This window comes from Paracoccus actinidiae (assembly GCF_030863885.1).
Classification (GTDB): Bacteria; Pseudomonadota; Alphaproteobacteria; order Rhodobacterales; family Rhodobacteraceae; genus Paracoccus; species Paracoccus everestensis.
Map to the genome: position 1 here is coordinate 1,574,578 of NZ_CP132956.1, position 25,978 is coordinate 1,600,555.

Below are 25,978 nucleotides of genomic sequence, written 5' to 3' on the forward strand. Positions count from 1 at the left end.
CCGCTGTTGATCATGCGCCAGGAATGGGTTTTTCCGAACGGCGTCATGGCGATAACGCGGGCCGGGAACCCCGGTTCCCTGCAGGCGGCCTTTGTCAGGAAAGCGGGGGCCGCAGCCAGTCCAGACCCTTGGCCGTCAGGCCGGAAGGTTCGTATTCCGCGCTGACCCAGCCACGATAGCCTGATCGGTCCAAGGCCGCGAAAAATCCAGGATAGTCGATCATCCCGCCCGACGGTTCGTGCCGCCCGGGCACCCCCGCAATCTGGATATGGCGGGTGATGCCCGCGTGCCTGCGCCAGACGGCCATCGCGTCGCCGGTAATCAGCTGCGCGTGATAGGTGTCCAGTTGCAGCCCCAGGTTGGTGGCGCCGATCTGCGCGATCAGATCGGCGGCCACATCGAAATCGGCCAGGAAATAGCCCGGCTGGTCGATGGGATTCAGCGGCTCGATCGTCAGGCTGACATGGGGCGCGCGTTCTGCGGCCCAAGCGAGGTTGCGGATGAACGTCTGGCGTGCCTCGGGTCCTTGGGCATAGCCCGCCATGATATGGATATGGCGCGTCCGCAACACGCCTGCAAAGCGCAGGGCGCGGTCGAAATCGCTGCGGAAGCGGTCCTCGCGCCCGGGTTCGGCGGCAAAGCCGCGCGGGCCGCCCGCCCAGTTCGGCGGCGGCGTGTTCATCAGCACAAATTCCAGCCCGGCGGCAATGGCGGCGCGAGACAGGTCGCGGGCCGGGATGTCATAGGGGAACAGGATCTCGACCCCGGCGAAACCCGCATCGGCGGCGGCGGCGAATCGGTCCAGCATCGGCAAGTTGGTAAACAGCATCGTCAGGTTGGCAGCGAAACGGGGCATCAAGGCTCCAACGGAAAAAAGACACCGCCGGATCTGATGCCGCTGCGTCCCGCATCATCGGTCGCGGCGGCGGCAAGGCGATAGAATGTCTTGCGGTCGATCAGCGCATCCAGCCCCGCGCGGACATGGACATAGGGGCGGGGCGCGTCCCCGGTGCCGCGCAGCCTAATGGGATTGTCCGGTCCCGCCGTCACCCGGTCGCCGACATTGGTGGTGAATGTCACCGCATCGGCAAGGATATCGGCATCGACCGCCACAAAAGGCGCGTCAACCACGCGGATCCCGACCTTTTCCACCGGCGTCACCAAGAAGAAGCCGTCCCCCTCGCGCTTCAGGATCGTGGAAAAAAGCCGCACCATGGCAGGCCTGCCGATGGGCGTGCCTTGATAGAACCAGGTGCCGTCCGCCCGGATCTCCATGTCCAGGTCGCCGCAAAAGGGCGGGTTCCACAGATGGACCGGCGGCAGGCCCCCCTTGGCGGCCTTGCTGGCGGCGCTTGCAATGCCCTCGGCGCTCACAGCTTTGTCACCGCGATCTGCCATTCGCTATAGTCGCCTTTCGGTTATCTGCTTATGGTCCGGGTGTAGAGCAGTCAGGGGGCATTGTCATGGCTTCGGATGAAATTCTGGTGCAGCGTGTGGAACAGCTTGGGCAAACCCTTGCCGATGCCCGCGCCAGCATCGAGCGACGCTTTGTCGGACAGCACCAGGTGGTCGAACAGGTGCTTGCGGCGATCCTGGCGGGCGGTCACGCGCTGCTGGTGGGCCAGCCGGGCCTGGGAAAGACCATGCTGGTCGATACGCTGTCCACGGTCCTGGGCCTGGGCAGCCAGCGGATCCAGTTCACCCCCGACCTGATGCCCGCCGACATCCTGGGGTCCGAGGTTCTGGACGTGCTGCCCGACGGATCGCGCGCCTTCCGCTTTATCGAAGGCCCGGTCTTCACCCAGCTTCTGATGGCCGACGAGATCAACCGCGCATCCCCGCGCACGCAATCCGCGCTGTTGCAGGCCATGCAGGAACGAGAGGTCACGATCAGCGGCCAGCACCGCCCCCTGGGCCGCCCGTTCCATGTTCTTGCGACCCAGAACCCCATCGAGCAGGAAGGGACATATCCCTTGCCCGAGGCGCAGCTTGACCGCTTCCTGTTGCAGATCGACGTGGACTATCCCGACCGCGACACCGAACGCGCCATCTTGCTGGCCACCACCGGGGTCGAGGATGCCCGCGCCCATGCGGCCTTCGATGCCGAGGGCCTGATCGCCGCGCAACGACTGATCCGCCAGATGCCCGTGGGCGAGGGCGTCGTGGAATCGATCCTGGATCTCGTCCGCGCCTGCCGTCCCGGAGAGACGGATTCGGCCTCGTTCCTGGGCGACGCGCTGCTGTGGGGGCCGGGGCCGCGTGCCGCGCAGGCCTTGATGCTGGTCACGCGGGCGCGCGCCGTGCTGAACGGCCGTTTCGCCCCCACGCTGGAGGATGTCGAGGCCCTGGCTGCCCCCGTGCTGCGCCATCGCATGGCGCTGTCCTTCGCCGCCCGCGCGCGGGGCGAGACGGTGGACGGCGTGATCGCCCGCCTGCTGGGTGACCGTTTCGGCAGCCGCCAGGCCGCATGAGGGTGTCTTGACCCGGTCCCCCGCCGATCTTCGCGCAGCCACGCTTCGATCAGGGGCGCAGACGGCCAGCGGCCATCTGCCGGCGCTGATCCTGTCCGCCGAACGGCTTGCGGCAATGATCGCGCCCGGCGCCCACGGGCTGCGCCGCAGCGGCCCGGGCGAGGATTTCTGGCAATACCGTCCCGCCGCCCAGGGCGATTCCGCCCGTGCCATAGACTGGCGCCGCTCTGCCCGTTCGGACGCCCAGTTCGTCCGAGACAGGGAAGCGCAGACGGCGCAGGCGGTGGGGTTATGGATATCGGCGGGGCAGGGGATGGGCTATTCCGGTGCGCCGGATCGCCCGGCCAAGGCGGACCGCGCACATCTGCTGGCCCTGGCCCTGGCGATGGTCCTGCTGCGGGGCGGCGAAAAGGTGGGCCTGCTGGGTCTGCCTGCCCGCGCGGGGCGGGTGCAGGCAGACTGGCTGGCGGAACAGATCGCCGCGACGGCGCTGACCGGAACCGATGATGACGCCCCTTCGCCCGACACGCTGCGCCCCAATCAACGGCTGGTGATCCTGTCGGATTTCCTGGGCGATCCTGCCTGGGTCGATGCGCTGCTGTCGCGGGCATCGGGCATCGGTGTGACGGGCGTGCTCATGCAAGTCCTGGACCCGGACGAAGAGGCGTTTCCCTGGTCCGGCGCCGTCCTGTTCCGGTCCCTGTCGGGCGCCGTCCGCCATGACAGCCGCGATGCAGGAGGGCTGCGCGATGCCTATCTCGCGCGGCTTGCGGAACGGCGCGACTGGCTGCGCCACCGCGCCATGGGGGCGGGCTGGCAGTTTGGGCATCATTCGACCGGCCATCCGCCTGCAACCGCGTTAAGCTGGCTCTATCAGGTGCTTGCGGGCTGATGCTAATCCTTGGTCCCATAGGCTTCGCGGCCCCCTGGGTGCTGACCGCCCTGATCGCGTTGCCGGTCCTGTGGGTGATCCTGCGCGCCCTGCCGCCCGCGCCGCGCCTTGTGGACTTTCCCGGCGTGGCGCTGTTGCGCGGATTGGTGGACCGCGTGCCCATCGCGCGGCGCACGCCCTGGTGGCTGCTGCTGCTGCGCTTGGCGGCGGTGGCCGCGCTGATCCTGGCCTTTGCCGGGCCAAGCTGGAAGCCGGCGGTGCCCAGCGGGCAGGACGGCTCGCTGCTGGTGGTGCTGGATGCCGGCTGGTCCGCCGCCCCCGACTGGCCCGCCCGGCTGACCCGCGCCGAGGCCGTGTTGAACGATGCCGCCGCCCAGGGCCGTCCCGCTTCCCTGCTGCTGGCCGATGGCCGCGATGTTCCGGCGGCGCTGCCCTTCGCCCCTGCAGATACGCTGCTGGCAAGGCTGCGGGCCGCGCAGCCGGTGTCCTGGGGAACCGGCCTGCCCGAGGATCCCGCCGCTGCCCTGGCCTCTGTTCCCGAGGGCCAGCTTGCGACCTTGTGGATCAGTGACGGGCTGGACCATCCCAACCGCGCGGCCTGGCTGTCGGCCTTGGCGGACCGTGGTCCGGTCACGGTGGTCCCGCCTGCCCGTGCGCTGCGGTCGCTGTCCCTGCACGGGGGCGACACGCCGTCCCTGACGCTGACAATGACGGACGACGCCGCGCCCGCGATCCTGGCCATCGGTCCCGATCCCCAGGGCGTGGAACGCGAACTGGCCCGCCTGACCCCCGGTGATGCCGCCAATGCCGCCGGGATCGCCACGCGCCCCACCGCCATCGACCTGCCGCCGGAACTGCGCAACCGCATCACCCGCTTCCAGATCGAGGGCGAGGCTCATGCAGGCGCCGTCGTGCTGGCCGACGACCGGGTCAAGCGCCGGAAGGTGGGCCTTGTGGGCGAGGCCGACCGTCAGGCGGAAGGCCAGGAACTGTTGTCGCAACTTCACTATCTCCGCCGTGCCCTGACACCCACGACCGATCTGGTGGAAGGCGGCCTGGGCGACGTTCTGGACACCGCGCCCGACGTGATCGTGCTGGCCGACCAGGTCGATCTGGCCGAAGCCGACGACCTGTCCGCCTGGGTCGATGACGGCGGGCTGCTGATCCGTTTCGCCGGTCCCCGCATGGCTGCCTTCGAGGAGTTGCAGACCGAACCGCTGGTTCCCGTTGCGCTGCGGCAGGGCGGGCGCGACATCGGCGGGGCGCTGTCCTGGGGCGACCCCCGGGGGATCGCCCCCTTTGCCGCCGACGGCGTCTTCGCGGGGCTGACCGCGCCCGGGGATGTCGCGATCCGCGCGCAATTGATGGCCCAGCCCGCCCCCGATCTGGCCGACAAGACCCTTGCCGCGCTGTCGGACAACACGCCCCTGGTCACGCGCGACCGGGTGGGGCAGGGGCAGGTGGTGCTGTTCCATGTCACCGCCAATGCCGAATGGTCGAACCTGCCGATCTCTGGCCTGTTTGTGGAAATGCTGAACCGCCTGGTCCAGACCGCCCGCGTTGCCCCGTCCGAGGAAGGAACGGACGACCGCGACCAACCCTTCTGGACGCCGGAAACGGTGCTGGACGGCTTTGGCCGCGCCGCGCCCGCGGACGGTCTGGCCCCGGTGGCGGCAGCGGATCTGGCGCTCGGTCCCGGTCCCGACCGCCCGGCGGGCATTTATGCGGCAGGCGACCGGCGGGTTGCGCTGAATGCAGGCGGGCCGCTGGTCCTGGCCGACTGGCCGGGCGCCACGGTCGAGGCTTCCGGCGCCGCTGCGGGCCAAGACCTGCGCGGGCCGCTGCTGGCACTGGCCGCGCTGATCCTGGCCCTGGATGCGCTTGGATCGGCGATGATCGCGCGGGGCGGGCGGGTTGCGGCGGCGCTGCTGCTGGCGCTGCTGGTCCAGCCCGCGCCCCCTGCCATGGCGCAGGATCCGAACCCCGAACTGGCCCGTGCCGCGAACGAGGTGGCGCTGGCTTATGTGATCACGGGGGAGGAACGGATCGACGAAACGTCGCGCGATGGCTTGCGCGGGCTGTCGATGCTGCTGGCAAGCCGCACCTCGGTCGAGCCGGGGGATCCGGTGGCCATCGACCTTGACGCGGACGATCTGTCGGTGCTGACGTTTCTGTACTGGCCTATCACCGACACCCAGGCCCCGCCCTCGCCGCAGGCCTATGTCCGGCTGAACCATTTCATGCGGTCGGGGGGCATGATCCTGTTCGACACGCGCGATGGCGATGTGGCGGGCGTCGGCGGGCCGGATATGTCGCAGGGGCTGCAAGCCCTGGCCTCGCCTCTGGAGATACCCCCGCTGTCGCCGGTCCCCGAGGATCATGTCCTGACGCGCAGCTTTTATCTTCTGGGCGACTTTCCGGGCCGTTGGCAGGGTAACCCCGTCTGGCTGGAAGCCCCGCCCGCCGGGGCCGAGGCTGCCGAGGGTGTGCCCTTCCGCCAGTTGAACGACGGCGTCAGCCCGGTGGTGATCGGCGGCAATTCCTGGGCCGAGGCCTGGGCCGTGGATGAAAACGGCTATCCTGCCTTTCCCATCGGGCGCGGCTGGGAAGGCGAGGCGCAGCGCGAGATGGCGTATCGGTTCGGCGTGAACCTGATCATGTATGTCCTTACAGGCAATTACAAATCCGACCAGGTCCATGTTCCCGCCCTTTTGGACCGGATGCGGACCGAGGAGACGCTTGGCCCATGACCCAGCTTCGCTTCGATCCCTTGTTGCCCTGGTGGGCCATTGCCGCGCTTGCCGTTCTTGCGCTGCTGGTGGCGGGGTTTGCGCTGTGGCGGGGCTTGCGGGGCTGGGCCTGGCGCGGTCTTGCGGGGCTTGCCGCAGCCCTTGCCCTGGCCGGTCCCGCCCTGGAAATCGGCAGCCGGTCCGGGCTGTCGGACATCGTGATCCTGATCGACGACCGGTCCGCCAGCCAGGGCCTGCCCGAACGGACCGCGCAGGCGGACGCGGCGGTGGATGCCATGACGCGCCAGATTACCGCCCTGCCCAACACCGAACTGCGCCGCGTGACGGTGGGCGACAACGACGACGGCACCTTGCTTGCCACCGAAATGGCCCGCGCCATTGCCGCCGAACCCGAAACCCGGCTTGCAGGCGTGATTGCCGTCACCGATGGGCGGCTGCACGATCCGGCCATGCTGCCGGTCGCCGTTCCCGCGCCGGTCCATGTCCTGCTGACCGGACGCCCGCAGGACTGGGACCGCCGCCTGGTGATCGAGGAAGCCCCGGCCTTTGGCCTGATCGACCAGCAGGTCGCCATCCGCCTGCGGATCGAGGATCAGGGCGCCGTCCCGGCCCAAGTCCAAACGGGTTCCGTCAACCTGCGCCTGTCCATCGACGGAGAGGACGAGCAGGTGGTGGCCGTGCCGGTGGGCCAGCCGATCACCTTGCCGCTGACGCTGGACCATGCAGGCCAGAATGTCGTCCAGATCGCCTTTGACGCGCCCGAAGGGGGCGAGCTGACCGACCGCAACAACAGCGCGGCCATCAGCATCAACGGCGTGCGCGACCGGCTGCGCGTGCTGCTGGTGTCGGGCGAACCGCACGCGGGCGAACGGACCTGGCGCAACCTGCTGAAATCGGATGCGGCGGTGGACCTGATCCACTTCACCATCTTGCGCCCGCCCGACAAATCCGACGGCGTGCCCGTCAACGAGCTGTCGCTGATCGCCTTTCCGACCCAGGAACTGTTCATGGAACGGATCGGCGACTTCGACCTGATCATCTTCGACCGCTACAGCGTGCGGGGCATCCTGCCGCCCGATTATTACGCCAACATCGCCCGCTATGTCGAAGGGGGCGGGGCAATCCTGGTTTCCGCCGGGCCGGAAATGGCGGGAGTGGAAAGCCTGTATCTGTCGCCGCTGGGCCAGATCCTGCCTGCACGCCCCACGGGCGGGGTGCTGGAACAGCCCTTCCTGCCGCGCCTGACCGAAGAGGGCCAGCGCCACCCCGTCACCGCCGCCCTGCCGGGATCCGAGGGAGAGGATCCCACCTGGGGCCGCTGGCTGCGCATGGCAACGGTCCAGCCCGACCCGGATGCGCAGGTCGCCATGACCGGCATCGACGGCGAACCCCTGCTGATCCTGGACCGCGTGGGCGAGGGGCGGGTGGCGCTGCTGACCTCGGACCAGGTGTGGTTGTGGGGGCGCGGCTTCGAAGGCGGCGGGCCGCAATTGGAATTGCTGCGCCGCATCGCCCATTGGTCGATGAAGGAACCGGAGTTGGAGGAGGAGGCGTTGCTGGCCGATGTCTCGGGCGACATGACGGTCCGGTTCACGCGCCGCACCATGGCCGAGGACGCCGGGCCGCTGGTCGTCACCCGCCCGGACGGCGAAACCGAGGAGGTTCCCCTGACCAAGGCCGGGCCGGGCCGCTTTACCGCAGACTGGGCCGCACCGGAACCGGGGCTTTACCGCCTGCAGGACGGCGATCTGCGCCGGGTGCTGGCGCTTGGCCCGGCGGCACCGCGAGAGTTCGAACAAACCGTCGCCAGCGCCGCCCTTCTTGATCCGCTGGTCCAGGCCACCGGCGGCGGCGTGATCGCCCTGTCCGACGGGATCCCCGATCTGCGCACGGTGGCGCCGGGCCGCAATGCCCATGGCGCCGCCGCCCTGGGCGACTGGATCGCCATCACTCCGCGCGATGCGGCATCGGTCACGGGGCTGGAACGCCGCCCCTTGCTGCCCGGCTGGGCCTGGCTTTTGCTGGTGTCGGGGTTGATCCTGACAGGCTGGCTGCGCGAGGGCCGGGCAGGCAAGGCCGCGCCCATTGTCCCTGCCGCCCCCGGCTGAACGCTTGCCAAGGGGCAGGCGCATTGCTAACCGGGGAAAAATGTCCCGAAGGAACGCTCATGGCCGATGAAACGCGCGCCCCCGCCCTTTATGCCGGGGCCGACCTGTCGCTGATCAAGCGCATCATTCCGCACCGCTATCCGTTCCTATTCATCGACAAGGTGCGCGACATCGTCTCGCACGAAAGCGGCGTGGGCATCAAGATGGTCACCTGCAACGAGCCGCATTTCCAGGGCCATTTTCCCGACGAGCCCGTCATGCCGGGCGTCACCATCGTCGAGGCGATGGCCCAGACGGCGGCGGTGATCGTGGGCATCAGCATGAACATCATCGACAAGCCGCTGGCGACCTATTTCATGGGCATCGACAAGTGCAAGTTCCGCCGCATGGTGGTGCCGGGCGATATGCTGGAACTTCATGTGAAGGCCCTGCGCGGCGGCGGCAAGATCTGGAAGTTCGAGGGCCGTGCCCTGGTGGACGGCCAGCTTTGCGCATCCGCCGAATTCACCGCCATGATGGCCCTGAAGGCCAATGCTTGACATCCATCCCACCGCCGTGATCGAGGACGGCGCGCAGATCGGCGCGGGCGTCCAGATCGGCCCGTTCTGCGTTGTCGGACCCAAGGTGCGGCTGGCCGATGGCGTGGTGCTGAAATCCCATGTCGCCATTGCCGGGGATACTGCGATCGGCGAAGGGACCGTGGTCTTTCCCTTTGCCTCGATCGGCGAGGTGCCGCAGGATTTGAAATTCAAGGGCGAGGATGTGCGCCTGGAAATCGGCGCGCGCAACCGCATCCGCGAATACGTCACCATGAATCCCGGAACAGGGGGCGGAGGCGGCGTCACGCGGATCGGCGACGACGGGCTGTTCATGGCGGGCTGCCATGTGGGCCATGATTGCCAGCTGGGCGACCGGGTGATCCTGGTCAACAACGCCTCGCTTGCGGGGCATTGCCAATTGGACGACGACGTAATCATCGGCGGGCTGTCGGGCGTGCATCAGTTCGTGCGCATCGGGCGCGGCGCAATGATCGGCGCGGTGACGATGGTGACGGCGGACGTGATCCCTTACGGGTTGGTCCAAGGACCGCGCGGGCATCTGGATGGGCTGAACCTTGTGGGCCTGAAACGCCGGGGCGCCAGCCGGGCCGACATCCTCGAACTGCGGGAAATGCTGGACCGGCTGGGCGGCGGCAGCTTCCGCGACACCGCGCGCCATCTGGCCGAAGGGGAAAGCGGCGCGATGGTCCGCGACGTGCTGGATTTCATCCTTGGCCCGTCCGACCGCAGCTTCCTGACGCCGAGGCCCGCATGACCCGCACCGTCGTCATCGCGGGCCAGGGCGCCCTGGCCCCCGCCGTCATCGCCGCCCTTGACGCGCCGCTGGTCTATGCCCTGGACGGATTCGCGCCCGAAGGGGTGGATGCGCAACCCTTCCGGCTGGAACGGCTGGTGCCGTTTCTGGACAGCCTGCTGGACCAGGACGCGTCGCAGGTGGTTTTTGCCGGGGCCATCCGCCGCCCCCGCCTGGACCCGGAACTGTTCGACAATCGCACGGCGCAACTGGTGCCACGCATCATGATGGCGATGCAGTCGGGCGACGACGGCGCGCTGCGGGCGGTGCTGGAGGTGTTCGAGGAACACGGGCTGGCCATCGCCTCGGTTGCCGATGTCGCGCCCGACCTGATCCCCGGAGAAGGCGTGCTGGCGGGCGAACCGTCCGCCGCCGACCGGCGCGATGCAGCGCGGGCGGCGCTGATCCATGCAACGCTGGGACCGCTGGACGTGGGGCAGGGGAATGTGGTGGCGCAGGGCCAGTGCCTTGCCATCGAAACCCTGCCCGGCACGCAGGCGATGCTGGACTTTGCCGGGCGTCATGCCGGGCTGCGGCCCAACCCGGACGGCGCGAAGGGCGTGTTCTTCAAGGCCCCGAAGCCCGGCCAGGATATGCGCATCGACTTGCCCACGCTTGGTCCCGACAGCGTGACCCAGGCCGCCGACGCCGTGCTTGCCGGCATTGCCTGGCAGGCGGGCGGTGTGATCCTGCTGGACCGGGACGAGGCCATCCGTCGCGCGCAATCGGCAGGGTTGTTCTTGTGGGCCATGCCTCCTGCCTGACATAATCGTGCCGGAGGTAGGCGCATGAAGTTCTTCCTGATCGCGGGCGAGCCTTCGGGCGACCAGCTTGGCGCGGCGCTGATGGCGGGCTTGCGGGAACTGGCGCCTGACGTGGAAATCGTCGGCATCGGCGGCGATGCGATGGCCGCCCACGGCCTGGAGAGCCTGTTTCCCATGAGGGAACTGAGCCTGATGGGGATATGGGAGGTTCTGCCGAAATACCGCCACCTGAAACGCCGCATCGCGGAAACCGCAGCCCGTGTCGTCGCCGAAAGCCCGGACGCGCTGATCGGCATCGACAGCCCGGATTTTTGCCTACGCGTGGCCCGCGCGGCACGGGCGCAGCGGCCCGACCTGCGGGTGATCCACTATGTCGCGCCCTCGGTCTGGGCCTGGCGGCCGGGGCGGGCCTTGAAGATGGCCGAGGTGGTGGATCACGTGCTGGCGATCCTGCCCTTCGAGCCGCCCTTGATGCAGGCCGCAGGCATGACCTGCGATTTCGTGGGTCACCCCATTGCCACCATTCCTGTGGCTGGCCCCGACGAGGCTGCGCTGTTTCGGGCGGGCCACGGGATCGCCCCCGAAAGCCCCGTGGTCCTGTGCCTGCCCGGATCGCGCGCGGGCGAGGTCGGGCGGCTGCTGCCCCGCTTCGGGCAGGCGCTGGCCGATCTGCGCCGTCATGTCCCTGACACGCAGGTCGTGCTGCCGACCGTGCCGGGTGTTGCGGGTCAGGTGCGGCACCTGACTGCCGGGTGGCCGGTCCGTCCCCTGGTGGTCGAGGATGCGGACCAAAAGCGCGGAGCCTTTGCCGCAGCCGATTTGGCGCTTGCGGCGTCGGGGACGGTCAGCCTGGATTTGGCGGCCAACCGGGTGCCGATGGTGATCGGCTATGACATGGCGCCCCTCAGCCGGATGCTGATCGGGATGTTGCTGAAGACGGACACGGTGACGCTGGTCAACCTGGTCAGCGATACTCGCACGGTGCCCGAATTCCTGGGCCGCGATTGCCAGCCCGCGCCCATGGCCCGGGCGCTGCTGCGGTTGCTGGACGACCCCCGGGAACGGCAGGCCCAACTGGATGCGATGGACCTGACCATGGACCGGCTGGGCAAGGGCGGCGAGGCGCCGGGCCTGCGCGCCGCCCGGTCCGTGCTGCGGGCGGTTAAAGAACCGCGGTGACGATCACCTCGACCTTGTAGTCGGGGGTGGCCAGCTTCGCCTCGCCCGTGGCACGCGCAGGGGTATGGCCCTGCGGCACCCATCCGTCCCAGACTGCGTTCATTTCCGCGAAATCGGCCATGTCGGCCAGCCAGATCTGGGCGGACACGATGCGCGTCTTGTCGGTTCCGGCCAGGGCCAGCAGGCGGTCCACCTGTTCCAGCACGACGCGGGTCTGGTCGGCAACCGACGCGCCCGGCTCGCCCACCTGGCCTGCCAGCCAGACGGTGCCATTGGCGATGACCGCTTGGCTCATGCGCGGGCCGGTTTCGATGCGCTTGATGTCGTTCATGCTCATGCTCCTTGAATGAGACGCCAGAAAAAGATTGCGGTCATGCCAAAGCCGATCACGGCGATCAGCAGGCGTAGGATATTGCGGGGTATGCGCCGGGCCACGGGCGCGCCGGCATAGCCGCCGGTGATGGTGCCCACGGCCATGATCGCCGCTGGTCCCCAGGCCACCGACCCGCCCGCCGCGAAGATAGCAAAGGCCACCGCGGATAGCGCGAAGCTCAGCCAGCATTTCAGCCCGTTCATCTGATGTAGGTCCGTCATGCCCCACATGGCAAAGACCGCCAGCAGCACGATCCCCAGGCCGCCGTTGAAATAGCCGCCATAGATCGCAACCGGCAGCAGGATGCCCAAGCCAAAGGGCAGGACCACCGACCGCCACCGCGACGCCATGCGGCGCACGTCGTCGGCAAAGGAAAACACCAGCGTCGCGACCAGCAGCAGGAACGGCACAAGGGCCGAGAAAGCCTCGTTCGAACTGACCAGCAGCAAGCCGCTGCCAATGGCGCCACCGATCATCGTCCAGATCGTCAGCTTGGCGAAGGGCGCGTCGTGGATGGCGCGGATGTCGCCCCGGAACGCGATGGCCGAGGAAAGGTAACCGGGCAGCGCCGCCACGGTGCTGGTCGCATTGGCGACGACCGGGGGAATGCCGGTAAAGACAAGCGCGGGAAAGGTGATGAATGTGCCGCCACCGGCGACCGCGTTCAGCATCCCGCCGAAAAACCCGGCGGCGAACAGAAGCAGGGCTTCCAGCATGGCAGTCCTTCGGTCAGGCGCGAAGGACGGGTGTCCTTGGCAGGTGGCGGATTCGGATCGGCCGCGACGCTAGCCGCAGGGTTGCAGGGACACAAGGCCATGCGCCAGTGCCCGCATTCCCGGCAGGGACGCCGATTGCATGGGCGGGCACCGCCAATGACTGTAAGCGACCTTCACCCCGCAAGAAATGTCGCAAACAGTGTTGCACAGACGCCAAGCCGCCGCGTAACCTGTTGATGCGCTGAACAACGAAAATCGATAACAGGGAGAGCGCCTTTTGCTGGACGACCGCCACGGCGATACCTTCGTTGCCTTTGAGCACGTGCAAAAAAGCTATGATGGACAGACTCTTGTCGTCAAAGATTTGAACCTGTCCATCGGCAAGGGAGAGTTCCTGACGATGCTCGGACCATCGGGTTCGGGCAAGACGACCTGCCTGATGATGCTTGCGGGGTTCGAAACCGCGACTCATGGGGAAATCCGGCTGGCCGGGCGGCCGATCAACCAGGTGCCCCCGCACAAGCGCGGCATCGGCATGGTGTTCCAGAACTATGCCCTGTTTCCGCACATGACCGTGGGCGAGAACCTGTCCTTCCCGCTGGAAGTCCGGGGAATGTCCAAGGCCGACCGCGAAACCCGTGTCGCCCGCGCATTGGACATGGTGCAGATGGGCAAGTTCATCAACCGCCGCCCCGCGCAACTGTCGGGCGGCCAGCAGCAGCGGATCGCGCTGGCCCGTGCCCTAGTCTTCGACCCCGAGTTGGTGCTGATGGACGAACCCTTGGGCGCCCTGGACAAGCAGTTGCGCGAACACATGCAGTTCGAGATCAAGCACCTGCATGAACGGCTTGGAATCACCTGCGTCTATGTCACCCACGACCAGGGTGAGGCGCTGACCATGTCGGACCGCGTGGCGGTCTTCAACGACGGCCGCATCCAGCAGCTTGCAGCGCCCGCCGACCTCTATGAACGCCCGGAAAACAGCTTCGTGGCCCAGTTCATCGGCGAGAACAACAAGCTGCCCGGCGTGATCGAGGAAATATCGGGCGACAAGGCCCTTGTGCGCCTGTCCACCGGTGAGGTGATCGACGCCACCCCGGTGAACGTGACTTCCAAGGGACAGCAGGTGCTGGTGTCCATCCGGCCCGAACGGGTCGAGTTCAAGCCCGAGATGATGCCCCCCGGCGCCCACATGATCGGCGCCGAGGTGTGCGAGGTCGTCTATATGGGCGACATCCTGCGCGCCCGCCTGAAGGTGGCGGGCAGCGCCGATTTCGTCATGAAGATGCGCAACACCATCGGCCAGACCCGGCTGGAGCCGGGCCAGCAGATCAAGATCGGCTGGCATCCCGCCGATGCCCGCGCCCTCGACCCGGTCTGAGGGCCAGGGGATACCCTTGGGCCACGAATGACGGCAAATGCCGCGTATCCTTGCAGTTGGAGTGATAGATGAAAAAGACGCTTGCCCTGACCACCGCACTTGGCCTGGTCGCCTTTCCCGCGCTGGCGGATGTGAACCTGCTGTCCTGGGGGGGTGCCTATGGCAACAGCCATGTCGAGGCCTATGCCAAGCCGTTCGAGGCCGAGACCGGCATCAAGGTGAACATCGCCGACGCCGACAACCCCGCCACCCCCATCAAGGCCATGGTCGAGGCGGGCAACGTGACCACCGATGTGGCCTCGGTGGAATACGCCGATGCGGTGCGGCTGTGCGATGAAGGGCTGCTGGAGGAAATCGACCCGTCGATCCTGGTCGCTGCCGAGGATGGCACGGCCGCGACCGACGATTTCATCGAAGGCGCGATCACAGAATGCTTTGTCGCGACCGACGTTTATTCGATGGTCCTGGCCTTCGACGAAAGCAGGTTCCCGGATGCCAAGCCCGCCAGCCCGGCGGATTTCTTCGACCTGGAAAAATTTCCCGGCAAGCGCACCATGCGCAAGGGTGCCAAGTTCAACCTGGAACTGGCGCTGATGGCCGACGGCGTTCCTGCCGCCGAGGTGTATGAGGTCCTGGGCACGCCAGAAGGCGTGGACCGGGCCTTCGCCAAGCTGGAAACCATCAAGGACGACGTGATCTGGTGGGAAGCCGGTGCCCAGCCGCCGCAACTGCTGGCGGATGGAGAGGTCGTGATGGCCTATGCCTTCAACGGCCGGATCTTCAGCGCAGCCCAGGAAGAAGGCAAGCCCTTCCAGATCATCTGGGATGGCCAGATCTATGAGATGGAAGGCTGGGTCGTGCCGAAAGGCGCAAACAACCTGGAAGACGCGCTGAAATTCGTGGCCTGGACGACATCGCCCGCCCCGCAGGCGCGCGCGGCCGAATTCATCAGCTATGGTCCGCCGCGCAAGTCGGCGGCCGCCCTGGTCGGCAACATCGAAGGCTCGGACACGCCCATGGGTCCGAACCTGCCCACGACCGAGGCGAACATGACCAATGCGTTGGGATCCAACCTGGAATTCTGGGTCGATCGCGATGCGGAACTGAACGAACGCTTCAACAGCTGGCTGGCCAGCTGACCGGATCGGGGCGGGCAGACCAATGCCCGCCCCTTGCCCCAAGGGGGCCAAGAACATGGGGCAAAGACCCCTCATCAACGGGAGTTCGAGAACGTGAAAACCACACTGGTCCTATCCACCGCCCTTGTCGGCATGGCGTTTGCGGCCACCGCGCAAGAGGTCAATGTCGTGTCCTGGGGCGGCGCCTATGAGGTCAGCCAGGTCGAGGCCTATAACAAGCCCTTCACCGAGGCGACCGGCATCAAGGCCAACATGATCGCAGCCGACGATCCGGCCACCCCCCTGAAGGCGCAGGTCGAGGCCAGAAATGTCACCGGCGATGTCTTCGATCTGGCGATGGCCGATGCGATCCGGCTGTGCGACGAAGGCGCGCTGATGGAATTCGATCCCGCCGATCTGCCCGCAGGCGCCGATGGCACCCCTGCCGCCGAGGATTTCGTCGATGGCTCGCTGGGTGACTGCGCGGTGGGCAATATCGTCTGGGGCACGGTGATCAGCTACGACAAGACCAAGTTCGAAGGCGAGGCTCCGACCACCGTCGCCGATTTCTTCGACACCGAGAAATTTCCCGGCAAGCGCGGACTGCCCAAGTCGCCCAAGCGGACGCTGTATCTGGCGCTGATCGCCGATGGGGTGGCGGCCGACGACATCTATGACACCCTTGCTACGCCCGAAGGCGTGGACCGCGCCTTTGCCAAGCTCGACACGATCAAGAACGACGTAGTCTGGTGGGAAGCCGGCGCGCAGCCCATGCAACTGCTGGCTGATGGCGAGGTGGCCATGACCACCGTCTATAACGGCCGTGTCTTCGATGCGATGGTGGGCGAAGGCAAGCCCTTCGACGTGATCTGGGACGGCCAGTACCTGGAGATCAACGCCTTTGTCGTGCCGAAGGACGCCCCCAACCCCGAGGCTGCCCTGGAATACGTGAAGTTCGCCACCGGCACCCAGCCCTTGGCGGATCAGGCGAAATACATCGCCTATGGCCCGGCGCGCAAATCCTCGGCGCCGCTGGTCGGGATGTATCAGGACGGCACGACCGAAATGGCGCCGCATATGCCGACCGAACCCGACCACCTGACAACCGCCGTCGTGGACAACCCGGAATTCTGGGCCGACCACGATGCCGAACTGTCCGAACGCTTCAACAGCTGGCTGGCTGGTTCCTGATCGGGCGGCGCCGGCATGGCGCCGCCTTCACCCAAGGGTTTCGAAAGAGCAAAGCATGACCAGACGACTGATTGCAGGCACGGCCCTGGCGCTGATGTCCGGGGTTGCGGCACAGGCCCAAGAGGGGCCAATCAACATCACCACCTATGGCGGCGCCTTTGGGGCCGCTGTGAACGAGGCCTTCGTCAAGCCCTTCACGGCCGAGAAGGGCATCCAGGCCACGATGGTGGACAACGACAATCCGCCTGCAACGCTGAAAGCCCAGGTCGAGGCGGGCAACATCACCAGCGACGTCTTTGACGTCGAGCAGTCGGACGTGCTGAGGCTGTGCGACGAGGGCCTGATCGAGCCGATAGACCCTGCGATCCTGCCTGCCTCGGCGGACGGCACCCCTGCGGCCGAGGATTACCTGCCCCAGGCGCTGCATGAATGCGCAACGGCGATCATGGTCTGGTCCACGGTCATCGCCTATAATACCGAAGCCTTCCCGGACGGTGCGCCCACGAGCGTTGCCGATTTCTTCGACACCGAGAAATTCCCCGGCAAGCGCGGCATTATCAAGCGGCCGAAATACGCCATGGAATTTGCCTTGCTGGGGGACGGCGTGCCGGCCGACCAGGTCTATGACGTGCTGTCCACCACCGAGGGCGTTGACCGCGCTTTCGCCAAGCTGGACAGCATCAAGGACGAGGTCGTCTGGTGGGAAGCGGGCGCCCAGGCGCCGCAGCTTCTGGCCGACAAGGAAGTGACGATGACGCTGGCCTATAACGGTCGGATCTTCGATGCCATCGTCGATGAAGGCAAGCCCTTCGCCTTTGTCTGGGATGGTGCGAACCTGGACATGGACTATTGGGTCGTGCCGATGGGTGCGCCGAACAAGGAGGTGGCGATGGACTTCATCGCCTTTGCCTCGGACCCGACGCGGCAGGCGGACCTGTCGAAATACATCGCCTATGGTCCGCCGCGCGAATCGGCCTCGGCCAGTGTCGGCACCTACAAGGACGGCACCACGGAAATGGCGCCGTACCTGCCGACGACACCCGAGAATGCCGAGCGCGCCCTGGTCAACGATGCAGGATTCTGGGCCGACCACGATTCCGAACTGACCGAGCGCTTCAACAGCTGGCTGGCCGGTTCTTGACAGAATGATTGCCGCCGCCCGTGCCGGTGCCGGGCGGCGGCCCTGATACTTTGAGGAATTCATGGCAAACGCTCTTGATCCGCACGCAGCCATTGCGACAACGGCCACCGGCCTGACCGACGGGGCGCTGCGGACCACCGATGGCATGCCGTTGGTCCGCGCCCTGGCCCGGTCGCAAAAGCGCGCACGCCGCCGCGCCTTTCTGCTGGTGCTGCCGCTGCTGGCCTTTATCCTGATCACCTTCGTGGTCCCGATCGGGCAGATGCTGCAACGGTCGTTCTATAACGACGGTTTTTCGGCCCATATGCCGCAACTGTCGCAATGGTTCGACGGCAATCCGCGCGGCGCGGAACCCGACGAGGCCGCCTGGGCCGCCCTTGCCACCGACCTGCAGGCTGCGGCCGAGGCACGCACCATCGGCATCGTCGGCACCCGCATCAACTATGACGTGCCTGGCACGCGGTCGCTGTTCACCTCGACCGGCAGGCAGGTCCGCCGGGGGCTGGAGCCGCCCTATCAGGCGGCCCTGCTGGACATCAACGAGGACTGGGGAAGTCCTGCGCTGTGGTCCGCAATGCGCGAGGCGTCCAGTCCCATCACCAGCAACTTCTATCTGGCCGCGGTGGACCGCACCCGCGCCGACGACGGCAGCATCGCCCCCGTCGAGGAACGCCAGCAGGTTTACGTGATGCTGTTCATGCGCACCTTCTGGCTGTCGCTTGTCATCACCGCCACCACCTTTGTGCTGGGCTTTCCCATCGCGCATCTGCTGGCAACGCTGCCGATGCGGAAATCGAACCTGCTGATGATCCTGGTGCTGCTGCCCTTCTGGACCTCGCTTCTGGTGCGGACCACAAGCTGGATGGTGCTGCTGCAACAGCAGGGGGTCATCAACGACATCCTGGTCTGGCTGGGGGTGATCGGGGGCAGCCAGCGGCTGCAGATGATCTATAACCAGACCGGCACGATCATCGCCATGACCCATATCCTGCTGCCCTTCATGATCCTGCCGCTGTATTCGGTGATGCGCACGATCAACCCGTCCTATGTCCGGGCGGCGCGCAGCCTGGGGGCGACAAGCTGGACGGCCTTCCGCCGGGTCTATTTCCCGCAAACGCTGCCCGGCCTTGGGGCAGGGGCGCTGTTGGTGTTCATCCTGGCCGTCGGATATTACATCACGCCCGCGCTTGTGGGTGGATCGTCGGGGCAGCTGATTTCCAACATGATCGCGATGCACATGACCGATACGCTGAACTGGTCGATGGCCGCCGCGCTTGCCGCGCTGCTGCTGGGCGCGGTTCTGCTGCTGTATTGGGTGTACGACCGGATGGTCGGCATCGACAACCTGAAGCTGGGGTGATCCATGGCTGTTCCGACCTATGCAAGCCCGCTGGAGCGCATCTGGCACTATTCCTATCTGGTGATCTGCGGGCTGATCTTCTTTTTCCTGATCGCGCCCATCGTGGTGATCATCCCGCTGTCCTTCAACGCCGAGCCGTATTTCACCTTTACCGACCGGATGCTGTCCTTTGACCCCGAAGGCTACAGCACCCGGTGGTATCGCAGCCTGCTGACCTTCGGGATGCAGAACCCGGACGCGACCGGCTGGGCCTTCTGGTCGGATGCCTGGAACAACGCCAACTGGGTCAAGGCCGCGAAGAACTCGATCATCATCGGGGTATTCTCGACGATCCTGGCCACGGTCCTGGGGACACTGGCCGCGCTTGGCCTGTCGCGCCCCGAGATGCCGTTCCGCCGGGCGATCATGGCGATCCTGATCTCGCCCATGATCGTGCCGCTGATCATCACGGCGACGGGGATGTTCTTCTTTTATTCGAACCCTTGCGAGTTGCTGGGCATCTTTGGCCTGCCCACCAATTGCGGGCGGCTGGCCGGCACCTATCTGGGCGTGATCCTGGCCCATGCGACGCTGGGGATCCCCTTTGTCATCATCACCGTGACCGCGACGCTGGTGGGGTTCGACCAGTCGCTGAACCGGGCGGCGGCGTCGCTGGGGGCCAATCCGCGCACCACCTTTTTCCGCGTGACCATGCCGCTGATCCTGCCCGGCGTGATCTCGGGCGCGCTGTTCGCCTTTGTCACCTCGTTCGACGAGGTGGTGGCGGTGCTGTTCATCGCCGGACCGGAACAGCAGACCATTCCACGCCAGATGTGGAACGGTATTCGCGAGCAGATTTCACCCGCCATCCTGGCGGTGGCGACGCTGCTGGTGATCTTCTCGATCGCGCTGCTGACCACGGTGGAACTGCTGCGCCGCCGGTCGGAACGGATCCGGGGCGTGACGCCAAGGTAAAGCCGGGGGTTTCACACCCCCGGACCCCCGCGGGATATTTGGCCAAGGCAAAAGGGCCGGGTCAGGGCAGGATCGCCAGCCACATCCAGATCGACAGGATCGAAACGGCGGTGCCGACAAGGACCGTGGTCGCCGCGACCCGCTTGGCGGCGCCGTAAAGATTGGCGAACAGGTAGGCGTTCACGCCCGGCGCCATGGCGGCGGTCATCACCGCCGATCGTAGGCCCGCATCGTCCAGGCCCGTGATGCGACCCAAGGCATAGGCGATGCCCGGATGGACCAGCAGCGAACAGGCGCAGCACATTGCAATGGCGCCCATGTCGCCTTCGGGGCGATAACGGTAGAGGACGCCGCCCAAGCCGAACAGCGCGGCGGGCAGGGCGGCAGCGGCGATCATGTTCACGGCGGCCCAGAAGCCCTCGGGCATGACAAGGCCCGCCTGTTGCAGCACGTTCATGGCCATGCCCGCCATGATTCCGATCACCAGCGGCGTTCGCAGGACGCCGGTGATCGCGCGCAGAGCAACCCGGCCCACTGACAGGCCGCTGCCATGGGCACGGGTGAACTCCATGAAGGTGATGCCGAAGGTGTATAGCAGCGGCGAATGGATCGCTATGATCGCCCAGTTGCCCGACAGCGCGTCCGGCCCATAGGCGCGCTCCATGATCGGAATGCCCAGCAGCAGGCTGTTGGAAAACAGGCAGACGAAGCCGATCGCCACGCAATCCATGGGCTGACGGCTGAACAGGAAGCGGGCCCCGGCCCAGCCGACGAAGAAGCTGGAAAAGGCCCCGACATAGAAAGGAAGCAGCAGGGCGGGGCGGAACTCGGTTCCCAGGTCCAGCCGCGACATCGACGCGAACAGCAGCGTGGGCGCGGCAAAGTTCTGGGCGAAGACCATCAGCCCGTCCACCGCGCTTTCGCGGAAGATGCCGCGCCAGGCCACGAGATAGCCGAAGCCCACGATCAGGAAGACCGGGACGATGATGTTGAACAGCGCGCTCATAGCGCGGCGGGATGGTCGGGGGTATCCGATGTCGTTTCGATCACCATGCCGTCGAAGGCAGGGACGACATGGTCGGGCGTGATGGCCGCGACGGTGGCGTAATCCATGTCGATATGCATATTCGTCAGCACCGCGCGCGGGGTTTGCGCATGGGCTATCCAGTCAAGCGCCTGGGCCAGATGGGCATGGCTGGGATGAGGCTGCGGTCGCAGGGCGTCGCAAACAAAGACCTCGGCCCCGTGGACAAGGGGCCAGGCGGCGTGGGGGATATCGGACACATCGGGCAGATAGACCAGCCCGCCGATGCGCAGGCCCAGGGCGGTGATCTCGCCATGCTGGACGCGGAACGGGATCAGCGTGACCGGACCGCCGGTGCCATCCACGACGATGGGGCCGTCGATCACGTGCAGGTCGCAGATCGGCGTGTAATAGCTGCCGGGCGGGGTCTTGAAGATATAGCCGAAGCGGTCCAGCAGCTGTTCCGAGGTGGACATATCGGCCCAAACAGGGATCAGGCGGCCGGCGTTATAGGCCACCTGCCGCAGGTCGTCGATGCCGTGGATATGGTCGGCATGGGCATGGGTATAGACCACCGCGTCCAGCGTCGCGACATTCGCATCCAGCAGCTGCGGCACCAGGTCGGGGCCGGTATCGATCAGCACCTGCGTTGTGCCATCGGGACCGGGACGTTCCACCAGCAGCGAACAGCGGCGGCGGCGGTTCCTGGGCTCGGCCGGATCGCAGGCACCCCAGCGGTTCCCCAGCCGGGGCACCCCGCCCGAGGAGCCGCAGCCCAGGATCGTTGCCCGGATCATGCGGCCGCCTTCGGGAACAGACGGTTGAAATTGGCCGAGGTCTGGGCGGCGAACTGGGGGTAATCCATGCCAAAGACCTGGGCGACAAGGGCCGCGGTCTTCGCCACATAAGCCGGTTCGTTGCGCCGCCCTCGATGGGGGGGCGGAGCCAGGTAGGGACTGTCGGTTTCCACCAGGATGCGATCCACCGGGGCCGCAGCAAAGATCGAACGCAATTCGGTTGAACGGGGAAAGGCAGCGATCCCGGACATCGACAGATAGAAGCCCAGGTCAAGGGCCGTCTGCGCCAAGTCCGCGCCCGAGGTGAAGCAGTGCATCACGCAGGCAAAGGCGCCGGCGCGGTGTTCCTCGGTCAGGATCCGGGCCATGGCTTCGTCAGCGTCGCGGGAATGGATGATGAGGGGCAGGCTCGTGCGGCGCGCGGCCTCGATATGGATGCGGAGGCTTTCCGCCTGAAGGGCGGCGCTTTCGGCGGTATAGTGGTAATCCAGCCCAGTCTCGCCGATCCCCACGAATTTCGGATGGTCCGACAGGGCGACAAGCTGGTCCAGCGTGGCCATTGGTTCCTCAGCCACGCTCATCGGGTGGGTGCCGGCGGCGTAGAAGACGCCATCGTATCGTTCGGCCAGGGCGCGGACCTGGGGTTCCTGCCGCAGGCGGGTGCAGATCGTGACCATGCGGGTAACGCCTGCCGCGCGGGCGCGGTCGACCAGGGCGTCGTGTTCGCCTTCGAAATCGGGGAAGTCCAGATGGCAATGGCTATCGACGATCGGCGGAGGGGCCGACTGAAAGGCCTTTTGGGACATGGATCAACCTTTGGCTGGCGGGGCGGATCGCGCGGGCGGCAGATGCGCCAGTTCGATCAGCATATCCATCACCAGCGCGGCGGGGTCAAGGTTGACCGCCCGCCCGGTCCGGGCGCGGGCCGACAGCCGCGCCTGCGCATCGGCCCAGGCGCGCGCAGCCGTGTCGTCGGGGGACAGGCGGGCCAGCAGCGCGCCCTCGCCCCGCGTGGCCTGGGGCAGGGGGGCACCCATCAGGCCCGCTCGGGCAGTCCGGGCCAGAAAGCGGTCCAGCACCGTCATCGTCAGGTCGAAAGGATCGCCATCGACCCCCGCCCGCCCCGAGGCACCCTCGGCAAAGGCGGCGGCCAGAGGACGGTCCAGTCGAGGCAGGGTGGACATCAGTTCGGTCAGTTGCTGGTAACGGTCAAGGCCTCCCTGGCCCGCCAATCGCAGAGCCTCGCCCACCGAACCGTCGGACAAGGCGGCCAGCGCCTCGGCATCGTCGTCGATCCCCAGATGGGCCAGCACGTTTCCCATCCGCGTGGGATCCAGCGGCAACAGGCGCAGGGTGCGGCAGCGGGACCGGATGGTCGGCAAAAGACCCGCAGGCTGGTGGGCGACGATCAGGATCAACGCGTCTGCGGGCGGTTCCTCCAATACCTTCAAAAGGGCGTTGGCGGCATTGGGGTTCATGTCGTCGGCGGCGTCGATGATGGCGACACGGCGCCCGCCCTCGGCAGCCGACAGGTGGAAGAATGACAGCAGCCGCCGGATTTCATCGACCGTTATCTGCGCTGACAGGCGGCCTGCCTTGTCGTCCCAAGGGCGGCGGACCAGATGCAGACGGGGTTCGGACAAGGCGGCGATGCGCCGCGCCTCGGGCGTGTCGGTGGTGCCAAAGGAACCGGTCCCCAGCATCCAGCGGGCGATGGCCCAAGCCAGCGTGGCCTTGCCCACGCCACGCGGGCCGGTCAGCAGCCAGGCATGGTGCAGGCGTCCGCCCTGGGCGGCGTCCATGAATTCCGCAATGGCCCTGTCCTGGCCGATCACCCGGTCGGTGTGGCGCGGATGGGGGACCCCCGGCACGCGGTCGGGTTCGGGAATGTCGTCGGGATCGGCCTTCACAACGCGGCCCGGATGCGGGCTGCGACATCGCCCGCGCTGCCGCTGCCGTCGATCAGCCGGACGCGCAAGGGAAATTCCCGGACCAGGGCGCGAAAGCCTTCTGCCAGCCGTTTCTGAAAATCCAGGCCCAGGCTTTCGAAGCGGTCCTCGGCCCCGCCGCGCGCATTGCCCCGGCCAAGGGCGGTCGCCGGGTCCAGGTCGATCACAAAGGTCAGGTCAGGCTCGACCCCGATCGCAAGGTCGTGCATCCGGTCCACAAGCCCGCGCAGATCGCCGCGCGTGGCACCCTGGTAAACGCGGGTGCTGTCGGCAAATCGGTCGGTGATGACGGTGTTCCCGGCATCCAGGGCGGGGCGGATCGTTCGTTCCAAGTGATCGCGGCGGGCGGCGGTGAACAGCAGGCATTCGGTTTCCGCCGACCAGCGTTCGCCCGCGCCTTCCACCAAAAGGCGTCGGATCTCCTCGGCCCCCGGGCTGCCGCCCGGTTCGCGGGTCAGGACGACCTTGCGGCCGTCGCTGCGCAGGGCATCGGCCAGCAGGCGGGCCTGGGTGGACTTGCCGCAGCCGTCGATCCCCTCGAAGCTGATGAACATCAAAGGCCTGCGGCCTCGACCGCCTTGTGGCCCAGGCGCATGACGGCGCCCTTCATCCGGCCTGCGAAACCTGCTTCGGGCACATCCTCGGCGGCCAGCAGGGGGGTGATGGCATCCTGCGCGCCAGGGACGGTCACGACCAGGCGACCGATCTGGTCGCCCTTGGCGATGGGGGCGGGAATGGGAGAATCGTACACGGCCTCGACCTTGACCTGATCCTTGGATCCGGCGGGCACCAGCACGTTGACGCCGTCCCTGGTGGTCATTCCGATCCGGGCCGCAGTACCCAGCCAGACCGGAGCCTCCAGCACCGTATCCCCGGCAGGCACCAGGGTTTCCATGCTGAACTGGCGGAAGGCCCAGTTGACAAGGCGTTCGGATTCCTCGGCCCGCGCGGTTTCGCTTTGCAGTCCGCTGATGACAAAAATCACCCGGCGCCCGTTCTGGACGGCGGATCCGACCAGGCCATAGCCCGCTTCCTGCGTATGGCCGGTCTTCAGGCCGTCCGCGCCGATGTCCAGCTTCAGGATCGGGTTGCGGTTGAAGCGGTTCGATGGCACCCGGTCCATATAGCGGAATTCGGTCAAGGAAAAATCGCCGTAATATTGCGGGAAATCCTGGATCAGGTGCATGGCCAGCATCCCCAGATCCTCGGCCGACATGACATGGCCCTCGGCAGGCCAGCCGGTCGAGTTCCTGAAGACCGAATGTTTCAGGCCCAAGGTCTTGCCACGCTCGGTCATCTGGCGGGCAAAGGCTTCCTCGGTTCCTGCCAGCCCTTCCGCCAGGACCACGCAGGCGTCATTGCCGGACAGCACGATCACGCCCTTGATCAGTTGTTCCACTGTCGGCGTGTCGCGGGGTTCCACGAACATCTTGGATCCGCCCATCTGCCAGGCCTTCGTGGACACGGGCAGGGTGTCTGTCAGTTTCAGGCGGCCGTTCTCCAGCGCCTCGAACACCATGTACAGCGTCATCAGCTTGGACATGGATGCGGGCGGGATCGGCGCTTCGGCATTCTTGGACATCAGCACGGTGCTGGTGTTCACGTCATAGACCCAGGCAGATGTCGCGGTTGTTTCGAACGCCTGCACCGGGGCGGCCAGACACAAAAGGGCGAGAAGCCGCAGCAGGAACGCGCGCATGGAAGATCCTTTGCCTGTTTGGGGCCGATGGTTACAGCAAGGCCAGGGCTGTCGCAACGCGGGCGATACAGCTTCCAATAGAATTGATGCTCAGTTGCCCGTCGCCTCGCGCCAGTGGCGGCGGCACAGGGACACATAGGTCTCGTTGCCCCCGACCTGGACCTGCGCGCCCTCGGTTATCGCGCGGCCTCCTTCGTCGCGGCGGATCACCATGGTGGCCTTGCGCCCGCAATGGCAGATGGTGCGGACTTCGCGCAGATCGTCGGCCAAGGCCAGAAGGGTTGCCGATCCGGGAAACAGCTCGCCCCGGAAATCGACGCGCAGGCCATAGCACATGACGGGGATATGCAGGTCGTCGGCCACGCGCGCCAGTTGCCAGACCTGGGCCGGGGTCAGGAACTGCGCCTCGTCCACAAAGACGCAAGCGCAGCCCGGGCGGTCCCCGATCAACGCGGCCATGTCGGTTTCCGCGTCGAAGGTCAGCGCATCGTCCCCGATGCCGATGCGGCTGGCGATGCGGCCCCGGCCCGCGCGGCTGTCCAGGGCGGCGGTCAGCAACAGCGTGTCCATTCCCCGTTCGCGATAGTTATAGGACGCTTGCAACAGCAGCGTGCTTTTGCCCGCGTTCATTGTCGAATAATGGAAATACAGCTTGGCCATGCCGCCAGATAACGCCGGACCCGGACGGCATCAAGGCTTGCGAAAAAGCCGCCGGGCGCGAACCCGGCGGCTTCTTCTTCATTCAAATATCCCACAGG

General features: G+C 66.7%; 25 protein-coding genes. 14 read left to right on the top strand and 11 right to left on the bottom strand.

Annotation, left to right across the window (positions count from 1 at the left end; all coding sequences use genetic code 11):
- Nucleotides 1-94: 94 nt before the first annotated feature.
- Nucleotides 95-856 carry a hydroxypyruvate isomerase family protein gene (locus Q5701_RS07940; protein WP_306754731.1) on the bottom strand — a complete coding sequence of 254 codons (762 nt, stop codon included), beginning with the start codon at nucleotides 854-856 and terminating at the stop codon, nucleotides 95-97.
- A complete protein-coding gene (locus tag Q5701_RS07945) occupies nucleotides 856-1,398 on the bottom strand; it encodes a DUF1285 domain-containing protein (RefSeq protein WP_306754732.1) in 543 nt (180 codons plus the stop codon). Before Q5701_RS07945 ends, Q5701_RS07940 begins: the two co-directional genes overlap by 1 nt.
- Nucleotides 1,399-1,463: 65 nt before the next feature.
- On the opposite strand from Q5701_RS07945, the gene Q5701_RS07950 reads away from it, so the two are divergent.
- Genes Q5701_RS07950 through lpxB form a run of 8 tightly spaced genes read left to right on the top strand, consistent with a single transcriptional unit; the run spans nucleotide 1,464 to nucleotide 11,517 of the window.
- Nucleotides 1,464-2,471, top strand: coding sequence for an AAA family ATPase (locus Q5701_RS07950; protein WP_306754733.1), 1,008 nt, complete (start codon nucleotides 1,464-1,466; stop codon nucleotides 2,469-2,471).
- A gap of 7 nt (nucleotides 2,472-2,478) precedes the next feature.
- Nucleotides 2,479-3,363, top strand: coding sequence for a DUF58 domain-containing protein (locus Q5701_RS07955; protein ID WP_306754734.1), 885 nt, complete (start codon nucleotides 2,479-2,481; stop codon nucleotides 3,361-3,363).
- Nucleotides 3,363-6,113 (top strand): DUF4159 domain-containing protein, encoded by a 2,751-nt coding sequence (locus Q5701_RS07960; RefSeq protein WP_306754735.1) that lies wholly within the window; start codon nucleotides 3,363-3,365, stop codon nucleotides 6,111-6,113. The genes Q5701_RS07955 and Q5701_RS07960 overlap by 1 nt, the downstream gene beginning before the upstream one ends.
- The gene (locus Q5701_RS07965) at nucleotides 6,110-8,221 is read left to right on the top strand and encodes a hypothetical protein (RefSeq protein WP_306754736.1); all 2,112 of its coding nucleotides are present in this window, start codon (nucleotides 6,110-6,112) and stop codon (nucleotides 8,219-8,221) included. Before Q5701_RS07960 ends, Q5701_RS07965 begins: the two co-directional genes overlap by 4 nt.
- A 59-nt stretch (nucleotides 8,222-8,280) precedes the next feature.
- Nucleotides 8,281-8,760: a 3-hydroxyacyl-ACP dehydratase FabZ gene (gene fabZ / locus Q5701_RS07970; RefSeq protein WP_306754737.1), complete on the top strand. Its 480-nt coding sequence runs from the start codon at nucleotides 8,281-8,283 to the stop codon at nucleotides 8,758-8,760.
- A complete protein-coding gene (gene lpxA, locus Q5701_RS07975) occupies nucleotides 8,753-9,535 on the top strand; it encodes an acyl-ACP--UDP-N-acetylglucosamine O-acyltransferase (RefSeq protein WP_306754738.1) in 783 nt (260 codons plus the stop codon). The genes fabZ and lpxA overlap by 8 nt, the downstream gene beginning before the upstream one ends.
- Nucleotides 9,532-10,338 carry an LpxI family protein gene (locus Q5701_RS07980; protein ID WP_306754739.1) on the top strand — a complete coding sequence of 269 codons (807 nt, stop codon included), beginning with the start codon at nucleotides 9,532-9,534 and terminating at the stop codon, nucleotides 10,336-10,338. Before lpxA ends, Q5701_RS07980 begins: the two co-directional genes overlap by 4 nt.
- 24 nt (nucleotides 10,339-10,362) lie before the next feature.
- Nucleotides 10,363-11,517 carry a lipid-A-disaccharide synthase gene (gene lpxB, locus Q5701_RS07985; protein WP_306754740.1) on the top strand — a complete coding sequence of 385 codons (1,155 nt, stop codon included), beginning with the start codon at nucleotides 10,363-10,365 and terminating at the stop codon, nucleotides 11,515-11,517.
- Here lpxB and Q5701_RS07990 read toward each other — a convergent pair.
- Nucleotides 11,501-11,848 carry a RidA family protein gene (locus Q5701_RS07990; RefSeq protein WP_234855309.1) on the bottom strand — a complete coding sequence of 116 codons (348 nt, stop codon included), beginning with the start codon at nucleotides 11,846-11,848 and terminating at the stop codon, nucleotides 11,501-11,503. The two genes, lpxB and Q5701_RS07990, sit on opposite strands and share 17 nt — an antisense overlap.
- Nucleotides 11,849-11,850: 2 nt before the next feature.
- Entirely contained in the window at nucleotides 11,851-12,606 is a 756-nt protein-coding gene (locus Q5701_RS07995; protein ID WP_306754741.1) for a sulfite exporter TauE/SafE family protein, read from the bottom strand.
- Nucleotides 12,607-12,883: 277 nt separating this feature from the next.
- On the opposite strand from Q5701_RS07995, the gene Q5701_RS08000 reads away from it, so the two are divergent.
- From Q5701_RS08000 to Q5701_RS08025, 6 genes are all read left to right on the top strand, one after another.
- Nucleotides 12,884-13,987, top strand: a complete 1,104-nt coding sequence (locus Q5701_RS08000; RefSeq protein ID WP_306754742.1) for an ABC transporter ATP-binding protein — start codon at nucleotides 12,884-12,886, stop codon at nucleotides 13,985-13,987.
- A 68-nt stretch (nucleotides 13,988-14,055) separates the two neighbouring features.
- Entirely contained in the window at nucleotides 14,056-15,126 is a 1,071-nt protein-coding gene (locus tag Q5701_RS08005) for an ABC transporter substrate-binding protein (protein ID WP_306754743.1), read from the top strand.
- Nucleotides 15,127-15,219: 93 nt separating this feature from the next.
- Nucleotides 15,220-16,296 (top strand): ABC transporter substrate-binding protein, encoded by a 1,077-nt coding sequence (locus Q5701_RS08010; RefSeq protein WP_234855313.1) that lies wholly within the window; start codon nucleotides 15,220-15,222, stop codon nucleotides 16,294-16,296.
- A 55-nt stretch (nucleotides 16,297-16,351) separates the two neighbouring features.
- Nucleotides 16,352-17,437 carry an ABC transporter substrate-binding protein gene (locus Q5701_RS08015; protein ID WP_306754744.1) on the top strand — a complete coding sequence of 362 codons (1,086 nt, stop codon included), beginning with the start codon at nucleotides 16,352-16,354 and terminating at the stop codon, nucleotides 17,435-17,437.
- A 61-nt stretch (nucleotides 17,438-17,498) separates the two neighbouring features.
- The gene (locus tag Q5701_RS08020) at nucleotides 17,499-18,797 is read left to right on the top strand and encodes an ABC transporter permease (protein ID WP_306754745.1); all 1,299 of its coding nucleotides are present in this window, start codon (nucleotides 17,499-17,501) and stop codon (nucleotides 18,795-18,797) included.
- Between the two features lie 3 nt (nucleotides 18,798-18,800).
- Nucleotides 18,801-19,751: an ABC transporter permease gene (locus Q5701_RS08025; protein ID WP_306754746.1), complete on the top strand. Its 951-nt coding sequence runs from the start codon at nucleotides 18,801-18,803 to the stop codon at nucleotides 19,749-19,751.
- A gap of 61 nt (nucleotides 19,752-19,812) precedes the next feature.
- Here Q5701_RS08025 and Q5701_RS08030 read toward each other — a convergent pair whose 3' ends face one another.
- The 7 genes from Q5701_RS08030 to Q5701_RS08060 all read right to left on the bottom strand — a co-directional run bounded on the left by Q5701_RS08030 (nucleotide 19,813) and on the right by Q5701_RS08060 (nucleotide 25,880).
- Nucleotides 19,813-20,757, bottom strand: a complete 945-nt coding sequence (locus Q5701_RS08030; RefSeq protein WP_306754747.1) for an AEC family transporter — start codon at nucleotides 20,755-20,757, stop codon at nucleotides 19,813-19,815.
- Nucleotides 20,754-21,572, bottom strand: coding sequence for an MBL fold metallo-hydrolase (locus Q5701_RS08035; RefSeq protein ID WP_306754748.1), 819 nt, complete (start codon nucleotides 21,570-21,572; stop codon nucleotides 20,754-20,756). The genes Q5701_RS08030 and Q5701_RS08035 overlap by 4 nt, the downstream gene beginning before the upstream one ends.
- Nucleotides 21,569-22,378, bottom strand: a complete 810-nt coding sequence (locus Q5701_RS08040) for a TatD family hydrolase (RefSeq protein WP_306754749.1) — start codon at nucleotides 22,376-22,378, stop codon at nucleotides 21,569-21,571. The genes Q5701_RS08035 and Q5701_RS08040 overlap by 4 nt, the downstream gene beginning before the upstream one ends.
- A gap of 3 nt (nucleotides 22,379-22,381) precedes the next feature.
- The gene (locus Q5701_RS08045) at nucleotides 22,382-23,482 is read right to left on the bottom strand and encodes a DNA polymerase III subunit delta' (RefSeq protein WP_306754750.1); all 1,101 of its coding nucleotides are present in this window, start codon (nucleotides 23,480-23,482) and stop codon (nucleotides 22,382-22,384) included.
- Nucleotides 23,479-24,075: a dTMP kinase gene (gene tmk, locus Q5701_RS08050; protein ID WP_306754751.1), complete on the bottom strand. Its 597-nt coding sequence runs from the start codon at nucleotides 24,073-24,075 to the stop codon at nucleotides 23,479-23,481. The genes Q5701_RS08045 and tmk overlap by 4 nt, the downstream gene beginning before the upstream one ends.
- Entirely contained in the window at nucleotides 24,075-25,220 is a 1,146-nt protein-coding gene (locus tag Q5701_RS08055; protein WP_306754752.1) for a D-alanyl-D-alanine carboxypeptidase family protein, read from the bottom strand. Before Q5701_RS08055 ends, tmk begins: the two co-directional genes overlap by 1 nt.
- Before the next feature lie 90 nt (nucleotides 25,221-25,310).
- Nucleotides 25,311-25,880 (bottom strand): thymidine kinase, encoded by a 570-nt coding sequence (locus Q5701_RS08060; RefSeq protein WP_306754753.1) that lies wholly within the window; start codon nucleotides 25,878-25,880, stop codon nucleotides 25,311-25,313.
- Nucleotides 25,881-25,978: the final 98 nt, after the last annotated feature.